This is a genomic window from Halomonas alkaliantarctica, assembly GCF_029854215.1.
GTDB lineage: Bacteria > Pseudomonadota > Gammaproteobacteria > Pseudomonadales > Halomonadaceae > Vreelandella > Vreelandella alkaliantarctica_A.
Window position 1 is genome coordinate 4,192,390 of record NZ_CP122961.1, and the last position, 14,985, is coordinate 4,207,374.

Below are 14,985 nucleotides of genomic sequence, written 5' to 3' on the forward strand. Positions count from 1 at the left end.
ACGCAAAGGTGTCGTTTCACGGCCTGAAAGCAGTGGAGGCTATAGAGGATATAAGGAGTGCGCTACAATAAGCGTCTATTGATTGCGTGCTTCCTTGCAAGGTACCCATGACTCAGACCATAGAAACGCCAGTGGTTCACGACCAAGCGCGACTTAGCCAAGAGGCCAAGCGTGTCACCTACATCGGTGCGTGGTTGGATGCCCTGTTGAGCATCATCAAAGTCACCATTGGTTTTATGGTCGGTTCTGCGGCGTTAATCGCCGACGGGATTCACTCCCTATCTGATTTAGTCACCGACGGTTTTGTCCTGGCGGCCATTCACTATGGGCGCCAGGAACCCGATAAAGACCACCACTACGGCCACGGCCGGATCGAAACCCTAACCACCCTGCTACTGGGAAGCGTACTGATTTTCGTGGCAGGCGCGATAGCCTGGTCGAGCCTTGATCGCCTGTTTAGCGGTACCGACGTTAACGCTCCTGGCGCACTGGCGATCGTGATTACGGTGATTGCGCTGTTTAGCAAAGAGTGGATTTTTCGCTACACCATGCGGGTCGCCAAGCGGGTAAAATCAAAACTACTCGAAGCCAACGCTTGGCACTCACGTAGCGATGCTCTCTCCACCGCCGTGGTGCTGGTAGCCTTGGTGGGTGCTCAGTTTGGCTTGGGTTGGTTGGATGCCGTGGCCGCCATTATCGTGGGTTTATTGGTCGGCAAAGTAGGTTTGGACTTGCTGTGGGAGTCGGCACGGGAACTGGTCGATACCGCGCTGCCGGTGGATGCGCAGAACCAGATGCACGATGTGGCCTGTAGCGTGCCGGGTGTGGATAGCGTCCACGACCTGCGTACCCGACAGTCGGCAGGCTGGGTAATGGTCGATCTACACGTGGTGGTCGGGCCTAAGATTACCGTGTCGGAAGCCCACGAAATCGGTAACGAAGTAAGCCGCCGCCTACGCCATGAATTTCCCGCGCTCACCGACGTGATCTTCCACGTTGACCCCGAAGACGACGCCGGAGCGGGTGATCCTAGCCGCCTTCCCGGCCTTCCGCTGCGTCCTGAAGTAGAGGCCGCGCTGGATGCGCGCTGGTATAAGCATCCCGTATGGCGCACGCTCAACGAGCTTCAGCTGCACTATTTGGACGATAAGGTCTCGGTATCGCTGATCATTGATGACGCAGTCCAACAGCCACCCCAGTGCCTCGCTAGCCAGTTAAAAGCGCTGGCTAGCGATATCGAGTGGCTGGGTCACGTCGAGGTGCTGTTTATCACCCGCGCCGCCAGTAGCTCAATGCGCTAAGCCCTCAATGACTTACCTCGTCACGAGAGCAGCAGCGTGGCAATACTGAAGTAGATCACGACCCCAGAGGCGTCAATCAGCGTGGTCACCAGCGGGGCAGAGGCCGTCGCAGGGTCAACCTTAAAGCGCTCAAGCACGAACGGCAGGCACATCCCCAACAGGCTGCCGAACAGGACGATGGTGACCATGCTAAAGGCCACGACCATCGCCAGCGCTTCGCCCCCACGCATTATGCCAATCGGCGTTACCGCGATGGCCATGGTGATACCCAGTGATCCGGCGACAAGTAGCTCGCGGCCCAGTAGCTTGCCCCAATCTTTGACACCTACGTCACCGGTGGCCATACCGCGCACCATCAGCGTGGCGGCCTGGGCCCCAGCATTACCGCCACTACCGATCAACAGCGGTAAAAAGAACACCAGCGCCACCTGGGCGGCAATGGTCTCTTCAAAATAGGCAATCCCGGCGCCCGAGAACAGGTTAGCAAATACCAGCAATACCAGCCAAAACACCCGCTTACGGTAGAGGCTCCAAAGCTTCACTCGGCTTACGCCATCTTCCAGTTGGCCGATCGACATCCCTTTGTGGAAATCCTCTGTCGCCTCGGATTCAGCGACATCCATCGCGTCATCGTGGGTCACGATACCGACCATGCGTTCATCGGCATCGATCACTGGTAGCGCCAACAAGTCATACTTCGCCACAATACGGGCGACATCTTCCTGGGCATTATCAACCCGGGTACTGATGACATCCTTGATCATAATGTCATCAACAATGGCGCCGGGGCGTGCCACCATAAGCTGACGCAGCGACATGGTTCCGATCAATTGACCGTCGCTATCCAGAATATAGAGCTGATAAACCGTTTCCGCGTCGGGGGCGGTCTGGCGTACCCGCATCATCGCCTGCGACACCGTCATGCCACTGGCTATGGATACATAGTCAGAGGTCATGATGGCGCCGGCGGTACCTTCTTCGTAGCTAGCAAGCCGCTTGAGATCTTCCCGCTCGCGGTGGGCCATACGACGCAGCAGTGCTTCACGGCGGTCTTCACTGAGTAGATTAAACAGGTCGGCGCGTTCGTCCGAACCCATCTCCTCCAGCAGCTTGAGTACCTGACTGTCGTCCAACTCCCCGACTACCTCAAGCTGGCTTTCACCGGGCAAGTAACCCAGTACATTTGCAGCACGCTCGGCAGACAGAATATCCAGCAACGCGAGCGCTGCGGGCAGCTCCTCATCGTCTTCAATCATCTCCTCGAGCACTTCACCGATATCCGCGGAGCGGTTTTCGGCCAAACGCAAAGAGAGCACCGATTTACTGGGCGATTCCTTGGCCAACTCGTCGAGCAGTTCGGCTTTTAATGCCTGTAAGCTTTCATCATTCAGTGCCATGGCTCTCCTCCTCGCGCTTAAAAGCGTCGTGCTGCCGAACTCATCCATCGCCCGGCCCATCCTACTGACCAAGCTCATCATACTTACTTATCTGTCTGCCAAACAAAAAAACGCCCCTTAAACCCTGGTAGCGGGTTTAAGGGGCGTTGGACACACGCCAAGTGCGTGGGTGTTAGCCTTTACCCGCCTTTTTACGCAGCTGCTGAATCGTTCGCAGCTGTGCAACGGCTTCGGCAAGTTCAGCGGCAGCGCGAGTATAATCGAGCTCCGATGACTTCTCATTAAAGGCTTTCAGCGCCTGCTGACGTGCTTCTTCGGCAGCGGCCTCGTTGAGGTCGCTGGCACGCAACGCAGAGTCGGCCAGAATCGTCACGACATCCGGTTGGACTTCCATGAAGCCACCCGTGACGTAGAAATTCTCTTCCGAGCCACCATCATGGATCACACGAACCGGACCCGGCTGAAGCTCGGTCAGCAGCGGAGCGTGACCGGGCAAAACGCCCAGGTCACCCATAATCCCGGAAGCAATCACCTGCTCAACGGTACCTGAGAAGATCGATGCTTCAGCGCTGACGATATTGCAAGTAAAGCTATTCGCCATAGCGAATCCCCCTAATGGACGGGATTACTTCTTCATCTGGTTGGCTTTCTCGACGGCTTCGTCGATTGAACCGACCATATAGAAGGCCTGTTCCGGCATATCGTCGTATTCGCCAGCAAGAATGCCCTGGAAGCCACTGATAGTGTCTTTCAGTGAGACATACTTACCTGGTGAACCGGTAAATACTTCGGCCACGAAGAACGGCTGCGACAAGAAGCGCTGGATTTTACGCGCCCGGGAAACGGCCAGCTTATCTTCATCAGACAGCTCGTCCATACCCAGAATGGCGATAATATCCTTAAGCTCTTTGTAGCGCTGCAGAACGTTCTGCACACCGCGGGCGGTGGCGTAGTGCTCTTCACCGACGACCAGCGGATCCAACTGACGCGAGGTGGAGTCCAGCGGGTCGATCGCCGGATAGATACCCAGTTCGGCGATAGAACGTGCCAATACCACGGTAGCATCCAGGTGCGAGAAGGTGGTCGCCGGCGACGGGTCGGTCAAGTCATCCGCAGGTACGTAAACGGCCTGTACCGAGGTGATTGAGCCGGTTTTCGTCGAGGTAATACGCTCCTGCAGAACGCCCATCTCTTCAGCCAGCGTCGGCTGATAACCTACCGCTGAAGGCATACGACCCAACAGTGCCGATACTTCGGTACCTGCCAGGGTGTAGCGGTAGATGTTATCGACGAACAACAGAACGTCGCGGCCTTCATCACGGAATTTCTCAGCGATGGTCAGGCCGGTCAACGCTACGCGCAGACGGTTACCCGGGGGCTCGTTCATCTGACCGTAAACCAGCGATACCTTATCGATAACGTTGGATTCCGTCATTTCGTGATAGAAGTCGTTACCCTCACGCGTACGCTCACCCACACCGGCGAATACAGAGTAGCCGCTGTGCTCGGTGGCGATGTTGCGGATAAGCTCCATCATGTTAACGGTTTTACCGACACCGGCGCCGCCGAACAGGCCCACTTTACCACCCTTAGCGAACGGGCAGACCAAGTCGATAACCTTGATACCGGTTTCCAGCAGCTCGTTAGAGGCCGCTTGGTCGGCATAGCTGGGTGCTTTACGGTGAATCGGCATACGCTCTTGCTCGCCGATCGGTCCCGCTTCGTCGATCGGCTCGCCGAGTACGTTCATAATACGGCCCAGCGTTTCCTTACCTACCGGTACGGAAATAGCGGCACCTGTGCTGGTCACGTCCATGCCACGCTTTAAGCCCTCTGTGGAGCCCATGGCGATGGTGCGCACCACGCCGTCGCCCAACTGCTGCTGGACTTCAAGGACGGTCTCAACTTCGGAGACCTTCAGCGCGTCGTAGACCTTGGGCACAGAGTCCCGCGGAAACTCTACGTCAATCACCGCGCCGATGATTTGTACGATACGTCCGCTCATCTTGGTTCCTCTCTAAAACCTGCAAATGAAACCTGTCTGCCGGGAGCTGCTTCAAAGAGCGGCTCCCTAGGCGTTATACGGCAGCAGCGCCGCCGACGATCTCAGAAATTTCCTGGGTGATGGCGGCCTGACGGGCCTTGTTGTAGACCATCTCCAGATCGTCGATAAGGCCGCCTGCGTTATCAGTGGCACTTTTCATAGCGATCATTCGGGCAGCTTGTTCACAAGCGCCGTTTTCCACTACCGCCTGATACACCTGCGATTCGATGAAACGAACCAGCAGGCTATCGAGCAACGCCTTGGCATCCGGTTCATACAGGTAGTCCCAGCTTCCGGGACGGGCGTTTTCGTCGTCTTGCTCAGCGTCTGCGCCCATATCAGGCGACAGCGGAAGAAGCTGACGAACCACTGGCTTTTGCGTCATGGTGTTCACAAACTCGTTGTGCACCACGTAAAGCCGGTCGAGACGTCCTTCATCGTACGCTTCGAGCATGACCTTAATACTGCCAATCAAACCTTCAACGGTCGGGGCTTCGCCTAAACCGCTCTTCGCCGCCACCAAATTGCCACCGTAGTTACGGAAAAAGGTGCTGGCTTTAGCGCCCAGGGCACAAAAATCCTGCTCTGCGCCCTGCTTCTTCCACTCGCTGGCCTGTTTGAGTAAGGCTTTGAAGAGGTTGTGGTTCAAGCCACCGCACAGACCACGGTCTGTAGAGACCACAATGTAACCAACGCGCTTAACCTCGCTACGCTCGACCATATAGTCGTGCCTGTACTCGGGGTTCGCGTCGGCAATGTGGCCAACCACATTACGGATCTGCTTAGCGTAAGGCTGACTTGCTCTCATCAGATCTTGCGCTTTACGCATTTTCGATGCAGCCACCATTTCCATGGCGCTGGTGATCTTCTGCGTATTTTTAATGCTCCCGATCTGGGTGCGTATCTCTTTTGCAGCTGCCATAGCGATCTACCCTTCGTTCGTGGCTCTCAGAAAGCATGCAAACCCGCCCGCAGGCGGGCCAGACATTACCAGCTCTGAGTCGCCTTGAACTTCTCGAGACCCGACTTCAAGCTGTCTTGGATCTCACCGTTGTAGTCGCCGCTCTGGTTGATCTTGTCGAGTAGATCACCGTGCTCTGACTTCATGTAGTCGTGCAGTGCACGCTCGAAGTCCAACACTTTGTTCACGTCGACGTCGTCCAGGTAACCTTCGTTGGCGGCATACAGCGAGAGCGCCATTTCAGCAACCGACATTGGCGAGTACTGGTTCTGCTTCATCAGCTCAGTCACACGCTGACCGTGCTCAAGCTGCTTACGCGTCGCTTCATCAAGATCAGAGGCAAACTGCGAGAAGGCCGCCAGTTCACGGTACTGAGCCAGCGCTAGACGTACACTACCGCCCAGCTTTTTGATGATTTTGGTTTGCGCCGAACCACCCACACGAGAAACCGACAGACCTGCGTTAATCGCCGGACGAATACCGGAGTTAAACAGGTTGGTTTCCAGGAAGATCTGACCATCGGTGATCGAGATCACGTTGGTCGGTACGAACGCAGAAACGTCGCCACCCTGGGTTTCAATGATCGGCAGCGCGGTTAACGAACCGGTTTTGCCTTTCACTTCGCCGTTGGTGAACTTCTCAACGTAGTCGACGTTAACCCGCGCAGCACGCTCAAGTAGACGCGAGTGGAGGTAGAAAACGTCGCCAGGATAAGCTTCACGACCGGGCGGACGACGCAGCAGGAGCGATACCTGACGGTAGGCAACGGCCTGTTTGGAAAGATCGTCGTACACAATCAGGGCGTTCTCACCGCGGTCGCGGAAGTATTCGCCCATGGTGCAGCCAGAGTAAGCGGCCAGGAACTGCATCGGCGCAGGATCGGCGGCGCCAGCGGCGACAACGATAGTGTGCTCCATGGCGCCATGCTCTTCGAGCTTGCGTACCACGTTGGCAATGGTCGACTGCTTCTGACCGATCGCCACGTAGACACAGGTCACGCCTTTGCCTTTCTGGTTGATGATCGCATCAATGGCAATGGCGGACTTACCGATCTGGCGGTCACCGATGATCAGCTCACGCTGACCACGGCCGATCGGCACCATGGCGTCGATCGATTTAAGACCGGTTTGAATCGGCTCATCGACGGATTGACGGGTAATAACACCCGGCGCCACTTTCTCAACGGCGTCGGTTAGGGTGGTGTTGATGTCCCCTTTGCCATCGATGGGGTTACCCAGCGCATCGACCACACGACCAATCAGCTCAGGGCCTACCGGCACTTCGAGAATACGACCGGTACACTTGGCGGTCATGCCCTCTTCGAGCTGCAGGTAGTCACCCAGCACTACGGCACCTACGGAGTCACGCTCCAGGTTGAGTACCATGCCAAAGATGCTGTTGGGGAATTCGATCATTTCACCAAACATCGCGTCTTCGAGGCCGTGAATTTTCACGATACCGTCGGAAACGGTGACGATGGTGCCCTGATTATGGGCTTCGGATGCGACGTCAAGCTTTTCAATTCGCTGCTTGATGATGTCGCTGATCTCGGAAGGATTCAGTTGCTGCATGCCATGTCCCTCAGACTCAAGCGGTTAGCGCGTCAAAAAGGCGGTTCAATCGACCACGTACGGAGCCGTCAATGACGGTATCGCCAGCACGCAGGATGACACCGCCGATAAGCGACTTGTCCACCTGAGTAGTAATAGAGATTTCGCGATTCAGACGTTTCTTAAGCGCGTTCGCTAGCTTCGTTTCTTGCTGACTATCGAGCTCGTAAGCAGAGGTGACATCCACTTCAACCCGCTGCTCGTGTTCGGCACGCAGGTGCTCGAACTGATCAGCAATGGATGCCAACGCCATCAAGCGGCCTTGGTCAGCCAAAACAGTCAAAAATCGCTGTAAAGCTTCATCCTGTTGCTCAGGAATAAGCTCGACAAGCAGCGAGACTTTTTGCTCGCTGTCTAATTTGGGACTGTTTAGCCGATGGCGAACGACGTCATCTGCTACCGCAACACTTAAAAAACTCAGCGCTTGTGACCAGCTATCAAGCGCCTCATGATCACGCGCGTATTCAAACGCTGCCTTAGCGTAAGGACGAGCGACGGTAAGTAATTCCGCCATGGTTCACCTCCTTACAGTTCAGCAGCAAGCTCATCGAGTAACTTGCGATGGGCTTGTTCGTCGACCGACGCTTCAAGAACACGCTCGGCACCCATAACGGCGAGAGAAGAGACCTGGGCACGAAGTTCATCCTTAGCGCGATTCACTTCTTGCTCAATCTCGGAACGTGCACTCGCTACTAGGCGTTCGCCTTCGGCGCGGGCCTGTTCACGGGCTTCTTCAACTATCTGGGCAGAGCGTTTGTTGGCCTGCTCAAGAATTTGAGAAGCTTGCTCCTTGCTTTCGCGCAGCATCTGTTCCGCCCGCTCTTGAGCAAGCTCAAGATCACGGTTAGCGCGGCTGGCTGCATCCAAGCCATCAGCAATTTTCTTCTGACGCTCATGAAGCGCGTTGCTGATCGGAGGCCACACATACTTTATGCAAAACCAGACAAAGATCGCGAAGGCGATCGTCTGCCCGATTAGCGTCATGTTGATATTCACAGGGATGTACCTCTGACAAGTTCGTGGCGACCGGAGTGAAACAAAACCGAGCGTTCAACGCCCGGCTGAGCTGTCATTAACCGGCAACAACGAAGATCAGGTACATTGCGATACCAACACCGATCATCGGAACGGCATCCAACAGACCTGCCATTAGGAAGGTTTTGGTTTGCAGCTGGTCACCTAGCTCAGGCTGACGCGCCGTAGATTCCAACAGTTTGCCACCCAAAATGGCAAAGCCAATGCCGGTACCTAGTGCGCCGAGACCGATCATGATGGAAGCAGCAATGTAGATAAGTTCCATGGTAATGCTCCTAGTTTTTCAAGTTAAAGCTTGAGGGTTGAGGTTAAGGGTTAAAACAATGCTCGGGTTAGTGATGCTCGTGTGCAGCGCTTAGGTACACCACGGTCAGCACGGTAAAGATGAATGCCTGCAACGTAACGATCAAAATATGGAAAATGGCCCACGGCACATCCAGCACCCAGATAGCCCAGAACGGCAGCATGGCGATCAAGATGAAAATCACTTCCCCGGCAAACATATTGCCGAACAGACGCATCGCCAAGCTAAACGGTTTAACCAACAAAGCGACGATTTCCAACACCAGGTTAAAGGGAATCAATGCCCAGTGGTTAAACGGTGTCAGTGACAGCTCTTTGGCGAAACCACCCACGCCTTTAACCTTAAAGCTGTAGTAGAGAATCAGGCAGAAAACGCCCAACGCCATGCCGAGAGTGGCATTGACATCCGTAGTGGGGACGATTTTCATGTAATCGACACCGAGCTTGGCAAATAAGACCGGGAAGTAATCCACCGGAATTATTTTCAGCGTGTTCATCAGGAATATCCAAACAAACAGCGTTAAGGCCAGGGGGGCAATAATCGGGTTATGCCCTTTAAATGTGCCGCGGATCATGTTTTCGATGAACTCAAACACCATTTCAACCGCATTTTGCAGTCCAGAGGGCACGCCGGTAGTGGCCATTTTGCCCGCTTTGCGGAAAATCCAGATAAACAGCAGCCCCATGGCAATCGACCAGCCCATGGTATCCAGGTGGATGGCCCAAAAGCCCATTTCACTTGCTTCTTCGGCTGAATGTGCCAGCGACCAGCCATTTTCAGGGTGGTTGCCAAAGGTCAAATTCTGCAAGTGGTGCTGGATATAGTAAGTCGTTGAGACTTCGTTTCCTGCGGCCATGGATGTGTCACCTCAATCAGTTGTGCAATTTTCTAGGCATTCGCGTTTTTTGGCATTAACCAAGGTGTAAGCCAATGCGTTAGAACAATCGCAACATAAGCATAAAAAAAGAAAGTAGGGTTTGAGGGGGGCGCTATCACGAACACTGCAATAAACAGTGCCACCGTCAAACCAAACTTGCCTGCCTCGGCGCGAAACAGTCTCATCGCAGCTTTTGAAGGACTGCTTGCACGCAAAACCCCCATTCGCTTGATAAAAAAGGCGTGAGGTAATAAAGCTACCAGCGCTCCTTTAAAAACCGATGACACGCCTTCCAAATCGGCGACTAGATAGGCGGTCAGCATACCTATAACCGTCATTATCAGCTGTGCGAGCGTGAGTCGAACGATGTAGGCTTTTCGACGCTGGGTTTCGTATCGCTGCATACCGGCCCAGCCTCACTGATAAAAACCAATACCTCGACAAGCTAATAGCTAGACAAACCAAGGCAACCTGCACAAATCTTGCGCGATTATAGGGAAGCGCTATCACACCTTCAACCGAAGTCGCACCGATTTTGCCCGTTTAAGGGCTTATTTGCGACCAAAGGGGGAAAACGTGCGCGCTTCTTACGCTGTTTTGAATAGCCTGCTATTTAATGTGATTTAAGATGCCGTCCAATTCTTCGAGGCTGGTATAGCGTATCGTTAACTTACCTTTGCCTTTTTGACCATGATCAATGGAGACAGGTGCACCGAGCAGTTCGCCAAGATGGGTTTCAAGCTTGGCTACATCGGGCTGTTTGCTTTGCCGGCTAGACGTTTTGATTGACGTTTGGCTGGTTTGGACTTTTTTCACCAGGGCTTCGGTGGCCCGCACTGTCATATCGTTATTGACCACCTCATGAGCCACCTGCCGCTGCTGGGTACTGTTCAGCGTCAGCAACGCTCTTGCGTGGCCCATATCCAGGTCACCCCGTTCGAGGAGGGTTTGCACTTCCGGATCTAGCGCCAGCAGACGTAACAGGTTGGCCACCTGGGTGCGCGACTTACCCACTGCGTCGGCAATCTGCTGCTGGGTAAGCTCAAACTCATCGCCCAGGCGCTTGAGCGCCATGGCTTCTTCGATGGCGTTGAGGTTTTCACGCTGAATGTTTTCAATCAGCGCTAGTGCCAGGGCAACTTCATCGCTCACTTCCCGGATTACTGCCGGAATGACGTCCAGCTCGGCAAGTTGGGCTGCCCGCCAGCGGCGCTCACCGGCAATAATTTCGTAGCGATCCACGCCGATTGGGCGCACGACGATGGGCTGCATCACGCCCTGTGCGCGAATGGAGTCTGCCAGCTCTTCTAACGCTTCGGGCTGAATATCCCGGCGCGGCTGATATTTACCCCGTGTTAATTGCCCTAACGGCAGGCGCTCAAGGCGATCCTCGGTAACATCGGCAGCCGCGGCGGTGTGCGCTGCGTCAGTAAGCTCCAACGGAGTGCCGCTACCGGCAAGTTCTAAGCTGTCACGGCGACGGGCACCGGCACCAATCAGGGCATCCAGGCCACGTCCCAGCGCGGGTTTACGCGTCATTCGCTTTTCCTCATTTTATAACGCTAGGCGACGAATCATCTCTTTCGCCAACACACGATAGGCCTGGCTACCCCGGGAAAACCGGGCATATTGCGTAACGGGTAACCCGTGGCTCGGCGCTTCGGCAACTTTTACGTTGCGAGGAATGGTCGTTTTCAACAGCATGTCGCCAAAATAGTCTCGCAACTGCTTATCCACTTCCCGCGTTAGGCTGGTGCGCTTGTCGTACATAGTGCGCAAAATGCCCGCAATGGCCAGATCAGGATTCACATTTTGCTTAATCTGCTCAACGGTATCGAGCAGGGCCGACAGCCCCTCCAGGGCGTAGAACTCACACTGAAGAGGGATCAGCACGCTATCGGAAGCCGTTAATGCATTCACGGTTAGCATGTTCAAAGAGGGCGGGCAGTCGATCAACACTACGTCATAGGCATCCGAGACCGAAGCCAGTGCGTTGGTTAAGCAGCTCTCGCTTTTATCGCGATCCAGCAGCTCGACTTCGGCGGCGGTGAGATCACCGTTACCCGGTAGTACGTCGTACTTAACCGCCAGCTTTTTGACAATCGTATCAGCGGCCGTTGCTTCACCCAGTAGAACGTCAAGCACGCTTTTATTGAGCTCGTACTTATCGATGCCGCTGCCCATGCTGGCATGGCCTTGGGGGTCAAGATCCACCAGCAGTACGCGACGGTCGAGCGCAGCGAGACTGGCCGCCAGGTTAACGGCCGAGGTGGTCTTGCCCACGCCGCCTTTTTGGTTGGTCAGGGCAATGATCTGGCTCACTTGCTCAACTCCTTCTGGGGGTCAGAATCAACGTTCAGCTTTCAATCAATATTCAGCTTTCACATTTAGCTTTCAACATCCAAGATCAGCAGCTGCCGCTGGGCTGCTTCAAAGGGTACTTCCAACAAATGACGCTGGTGTAGACGTATGCCGGCAGGCAGGTCGCGCAGTTCATCATCCGCCCCAGGGCCTTTCATGGCTAACCACTGGCCATCAGTGCTGGGTAGCTGGCGGGTCAAGGTGACAAAATCGACCAAGCTGGCAAATGCCCGGGAAATCACCTGATCAAAAGCGGCGGCTTCAAACTGTTCCACCCGCGCCTGTACGGGAGTGACGTTTTCAAGCCCGAGCTCCATTACCGCCTGGCGCTGAAAGCGCACCTTTTTGCCATTGCTGTCCAGCAGTGTCACATCAAGCTGGGGGGCTAATATCGCTAATACGATACCAGGAAGTCCAGGGCCCGCGCCCACATCCAGTAGCCGCGGCCCCTGCACATAGGGCAACACAGCGGCGCTATCCAACACGTGGCGCGACACCATGTCATCCACCTCGCGTACCGCTGTGAGGTTATAAGCCCGGTTCCACTTGTGCAACAGTGCCAATAAGCCTAGCAGCTGCTGGCGTTGATGTTCGTCAACGGCGATGCCTAACTGGCTAAGCCCTTGATCCAGCCGTGGCGCAACGCTTGCAGGCAGAGTTTTCAACAGTGGGTTCAACGAACTCATCCGTTAACTACCTCAGCCGCTGCCACCAATCGGCGCTTTTTCAGATGCACCAGCAAAATAGAGACGGCCGCCGGGGTGACGCCTGAAATCCGCGCCGCATGGGCAAGCGTTTCTGGCCGCGCTTCAGCCAGCTTTTGGCGAATTTCGTTAGACAAGCCTTCCACTTTTAAATAATCCAGCTCCGCAGGCAGTGGCGTGGCTTCGTGGCGCTTGAGCTTATCAATCTCATGCTGCTGGCGATCGATATAGCCTTGATACTTGGCCTGAATCTGCACCTGCTCGGCGACTGCCGGGTCAGTGACCAGGGTGCCCTCGATGCCGGGTAGATTGGCCAAATCGCTGTAATTCAATTCAGGGCGTTTAAGCAGATCACTCAGGCAATACTCGCGAGTGAGCGGTGCGCCGGTTTTTTCGGCCACTTGTTCAGCCGCTGGGCTTCCCGGTTGTATCCACAGGGTGCTTAGCCGCGCGCTCTCTTGTTCGATAGCCTCGCGTTTTTGGCTAAACGCTGCCCAGCGCGTGTCGTCGACAAGACCTAATTTACGGCCCGCTTCGGTTAAGCGCAGATCCGCGTTGTCTTCCCGCAGCATCAAGCGATACTCCGCACGGGAAGTAAACATGCGGTAGGGCTCTTTGGTGCCCATAGTGATCAGGTCATCGACCAGCACACCGAGATAGGCTTCATCGCGGCGGGGATACCAGGCGTCCAGCTCTTGAGCGCGACGGGCAGCATTCAGGCCTGCCAGCAAACCTTGTGCACCGGCTTCTTCGTAGCCGGTGGTGCCGTTGATCTGGCCGGCAAAAAACAGGTTGTGGATAAATTTTGTTTCCAGCGAGTGTTTTAAATCCCGCGGATCAAAAAAGTCGTACTCAATCGCGTAGCCAGGCCGGGTGATATGGGCGTTTTCCAAACCTTTGATGGAGCGCACCACCTGAATCTGCACGTCAAACGGCAGCGAAGTCGAAATGCCGTTGGGGTAGAGCTCATGTGTATCCAAGCCTTCGGGTTCGATAAACACCTGGTGGCTGGATTTATCGGCAAAGCGATGAACCTTGTCTTCAATCGATGGGCAGTAACGCGGCCCGATGCCTTCGATAACGCCGGAATACATCGGCGAGCGATCAAGGTTGGCCAGAATCAGATCGTGAGTCTGCTGATTAGTGTGAGCAATATGACAACTCACCTGCTGAGGGTGCATTTCCCGTGATCCCAGGTAGGACATAACCGGCGTTGGGCTATCGCCGGGCTGCTCTTCCAACTGTGAAAAATCCACGGTTTTGGCATCAATCCGCGGTGGTGTGCCGGTTTTTAGGCGGTCAACCCGAAACGGCAGTGCGCGCAGACGTTCGGCCAGCGCGTTGGAGGGCGGATCGCCCGCTCGGCCACCTTTGCTTTGATCCAAACCAATGTGAATCACGCCACCCAAAAATGTCCCGGTACACAGCACGACGCTGTCGGCATGAAAGCGGATGCCGGTTTCCGTGACGACGCCTCGTACGGTGTCGTTATCCACAATCAGATCGCCAGCGGCTTGCTGGAAGATCGTTAAGTTGGGCTGTTTTTCCAGCATTCCGCGGATCGCTGCCTTGTAACGGATGCGGTCAGCCTGGGCACGGGTGGCCCGAACGGCGGGCCCTTTGCTGGCATTGAGCACGCGAAACTGGATGCCGCCCAAGTCCGTAGCAAGCCCCATGGCGCCGCCCAGTGCATCGATTTCCTTGACCAAGTGACTTTTGCCGATGCCGCCGATGGCGGGATTACACGACATTTGGCCCAGAGTTTCGATGTTATGGGTGAGCAGCAGGGTCTGACAGCCCATGCGGGCAGAGGCCAGTGCGGCTTCGGTTCCCGCATGGCCACCGCCGATGACTATCACGTCAAAGCGGTCGGGGTAATTCAAGAGACACCTCGTCTTGTGCCAATTGGCACGGATGATGTGGCCAGGCAGTCGATTCTAGACGCAGCCACCTTAGATCAATGAGGCGGCAAGTATAAACCCCCTGTGGGTAACCGTCAGGTTTTTCCACACCCCGAATCGTTAAACAGCCTCTATTAATAACAACATAAATATAAAATAAGAGAAGTTCTGTAAATGTTGTAATTACTAGTGTGGACAATTTCTGTGTATAAGCGATTTATCCTTAATAATTTCATGCGCTTATATTGTTGACTTCTACATGCTTGAAGGCGGGAGTTCCTGGGCAGAAAGGGTGTTAAGCCTGTGGATGGAATAGTGCTTTATCCACAGATGTAATTAGGCACGGCTTATCCACCGTCCAGTACCTGGGTTGTTACCGCACCTGTGAACAACCATCACTGGGTGTGGAGCTAATGCTAAGAGACGGCCACAGTAGGCCTTAAGGTGATAAGAGCGATGAAAGTAAAAAAAGGTTATCCACAGGCAAAAA

The 14,985-nt window shown here is 54.8% G+C and carries 15 protein-coding genes; 1 reads left to right on the forward strand and 14 read right to left on the reverse strand.

The features are described from left to right. Positions 1-107 precede the first annotated feature (107 nt). A complete protein-coding gene (locus QEN58_RS19270; protein ID WP_280105192.1) occupies positions 108-1,301 on the forward strand; it encodes a cation diffusion facilitator family transporter in 1,194 nt (397 codons plus the stop codon). 20 nt (positions 1,302-1,321) lie between these two features. Here QEN58_RS19270 and mgtE read toward each other — a convergent pair whose 3' ends face one another. The 14 genes from mgtE to mnmG all read right to left on the reverse strand — a co-directional run bounded on the left by mgtE (position 1,322) and on the right by mnmG (position 14,477). Further along, positions 1,322-2,698, reverse strand: coding sequence for a magnesium transporter (gene mgtE, locus QEN58_RS19275; protein ID WP_280105193.1), 1,377 nt, complete (start codon positions 2,696-2,698; stop codon positions 1,322-1,324). Between the two features lie 172 nt (positions 2,699-2,870). Beyond that, a complete protein-coding gene (locus tag QEN58_RS19280) occupies positions 2,871-3,299 on the reverse strand; it encodes a F0F1 ATP synthase subunit epsilon (protein WP_280105194.1) in 429 nt (142 codons plus the stop codon). Positions 3,300-3,323: 24 nt separating this feature from the next. Further along, positions 3,324-4,703, reverse strand: coding sequence for a F0F1 ATP synthase subunit beta (atpD, locus tag QEN58_RS19285; RefSeq protein ID WP_280105195.1), 1,380 nt, complete (start codon positions 4,701-4,703; stop codon positions 3,324-3,326). A 73-nt stretch (positions 4,704-4,776) separates the two neighbouring features. Further along, positions 4,777-5,664 (reverse strand): F0F1 ATP synthase subunit gamma, encoded by an 888-nt coding sequence (gene atpG / locus QEN58_RS19290; protein WP_009286339.1) that lies wholly within the window; start codon positions 5,662-5,664, stop codon positions 4,777-4,779. A 65-nt stretch (positions 5,665-5,729) separates the two neighbouring features. Next, positions 5,730-7,274, reverse strand: a complete 1,545-nt coding sequence (atpA, locus tag QEN58_RS19295; protein WP_280105196.1) for a F0F1 ATP synthase subunit alpha — start codon at positions 7,272-7,274, stop codon at positions 5,730-5,732. A gap of 16 nt (positions 7,275-7,290) precedes the next feature. Beyond that, the gene (locus tag QEN58_RS19300) at positions 7,291-7,827 is read right to left on the reverse strand and encodes a F0F1 ATP synthase subunit delta (protein WP_280105197.1); all 537 of its coding nucleotides are present in this window, start codon (positions 7,825-7,827) and stop codon (positions 7,291-7,293) included. A gap of 11 nt (positions 7,828-7,838) precedes the next feature. After that, entirely contained in the window at positions 7,839-8,309 is a 471-nt protein-coding gene (locus QEN58_RS19305) for a F0F1 ATP synthase subunit B (protein ID WP_280105198.1), read from the reverse strand. A gap of 76 nt (positions 8,310-8,385) precedes the next feature. Next, positions 8,386-8,613 (reverse strand): F0F1 ATP synthase subunit C, encoded by a 228-nt coding sequence (gene atpE / locus QEN58_RS19310; RefSeq protein WP_022521051.1) that lies wholly within the window; start codon positions 8,611-8,613, stop codon positions 8,386-8,388. Between the two features lie 67 nt (positions 8,614-8,680). Then, on the reverse strand, positions 8,681-9,508 hold the full coding sequence (gene atpB / locus QEN58_RS19315; RefSeq protein WP_280105199.1) for a F0F1 ATP synthase subunit A: 828 nt from the start codon (positions 9,506-9,508) through the stop codon (positions 8,681-8,683). Between the two features lie 32 nt (positions 9,509-9,540). Then, the gene (locus QEN58_RS19320; RefSeq protein WP_280105200.1) at positions 9,541-9,933 is read right to left on the reverse strand and encodes an ATP synthase subunit I; all 393 of its coding nucleotides are present in this window, start codon (positions 9,931-9,933) and stop codon (positions 9,541-9,543) included. A gap of 205 nt (positions 9,934-10,138) precedes the next feature. Next, complete coding sequence (locus tag QEN58_RS19325) at positions 10,139-11,068, reverse strand: ParB/RepB/Spo0J family partition protein (protein WP_280105201.1); 930 nt, start codon at positions 11,066-11,068, stop codon at positions 10,139-10,141. 15 nt (positions 11,069-11,083) lie between these two features. Beyond that, positions 11,084-11,851, reverse strand: a complete 768-nt coding sequence (locus QEN58_RS19330) for a ParA family protein (protein ID WP_280105202.1) — start codon at positions 11,849-11,851, stop codon at positions 11,084-11,086. A 65-nt stretch (positions 11,852-11,916) separates the two neighbouring features. Beyond that, a complete protein-coding gene (gene rsmG / locus QEN58_RS19335) occupies positions 11,917-12,576 on the reverse strand; it encodes a 16S rRNA (guanine(527)-N(7))-methyltransferase RsmG (protein ID WP_280105203.1) in 660 nt (219 codons plus the stop codon). Beyond that, positions 12,573-14,477 (reverse strand): tRNA uridine-5-carboxymethylaminomethyl(34) synthesis enzyme MnmG, encoded by a 1,905-nt coding sequence (mnmG, locus tag QEN58_RS19340; RefSeq protein WP_280105204.1) that lies wholly within the window; start codon positions 14,475-14,477, stop codon positions 12,573-12,575. The genes rsmG and mnmG overlap by 4 nt, the downstream gene beginning before the upstream one ends. Positions 14,478-14,985 lie beyond the last annotated feature (508 nt).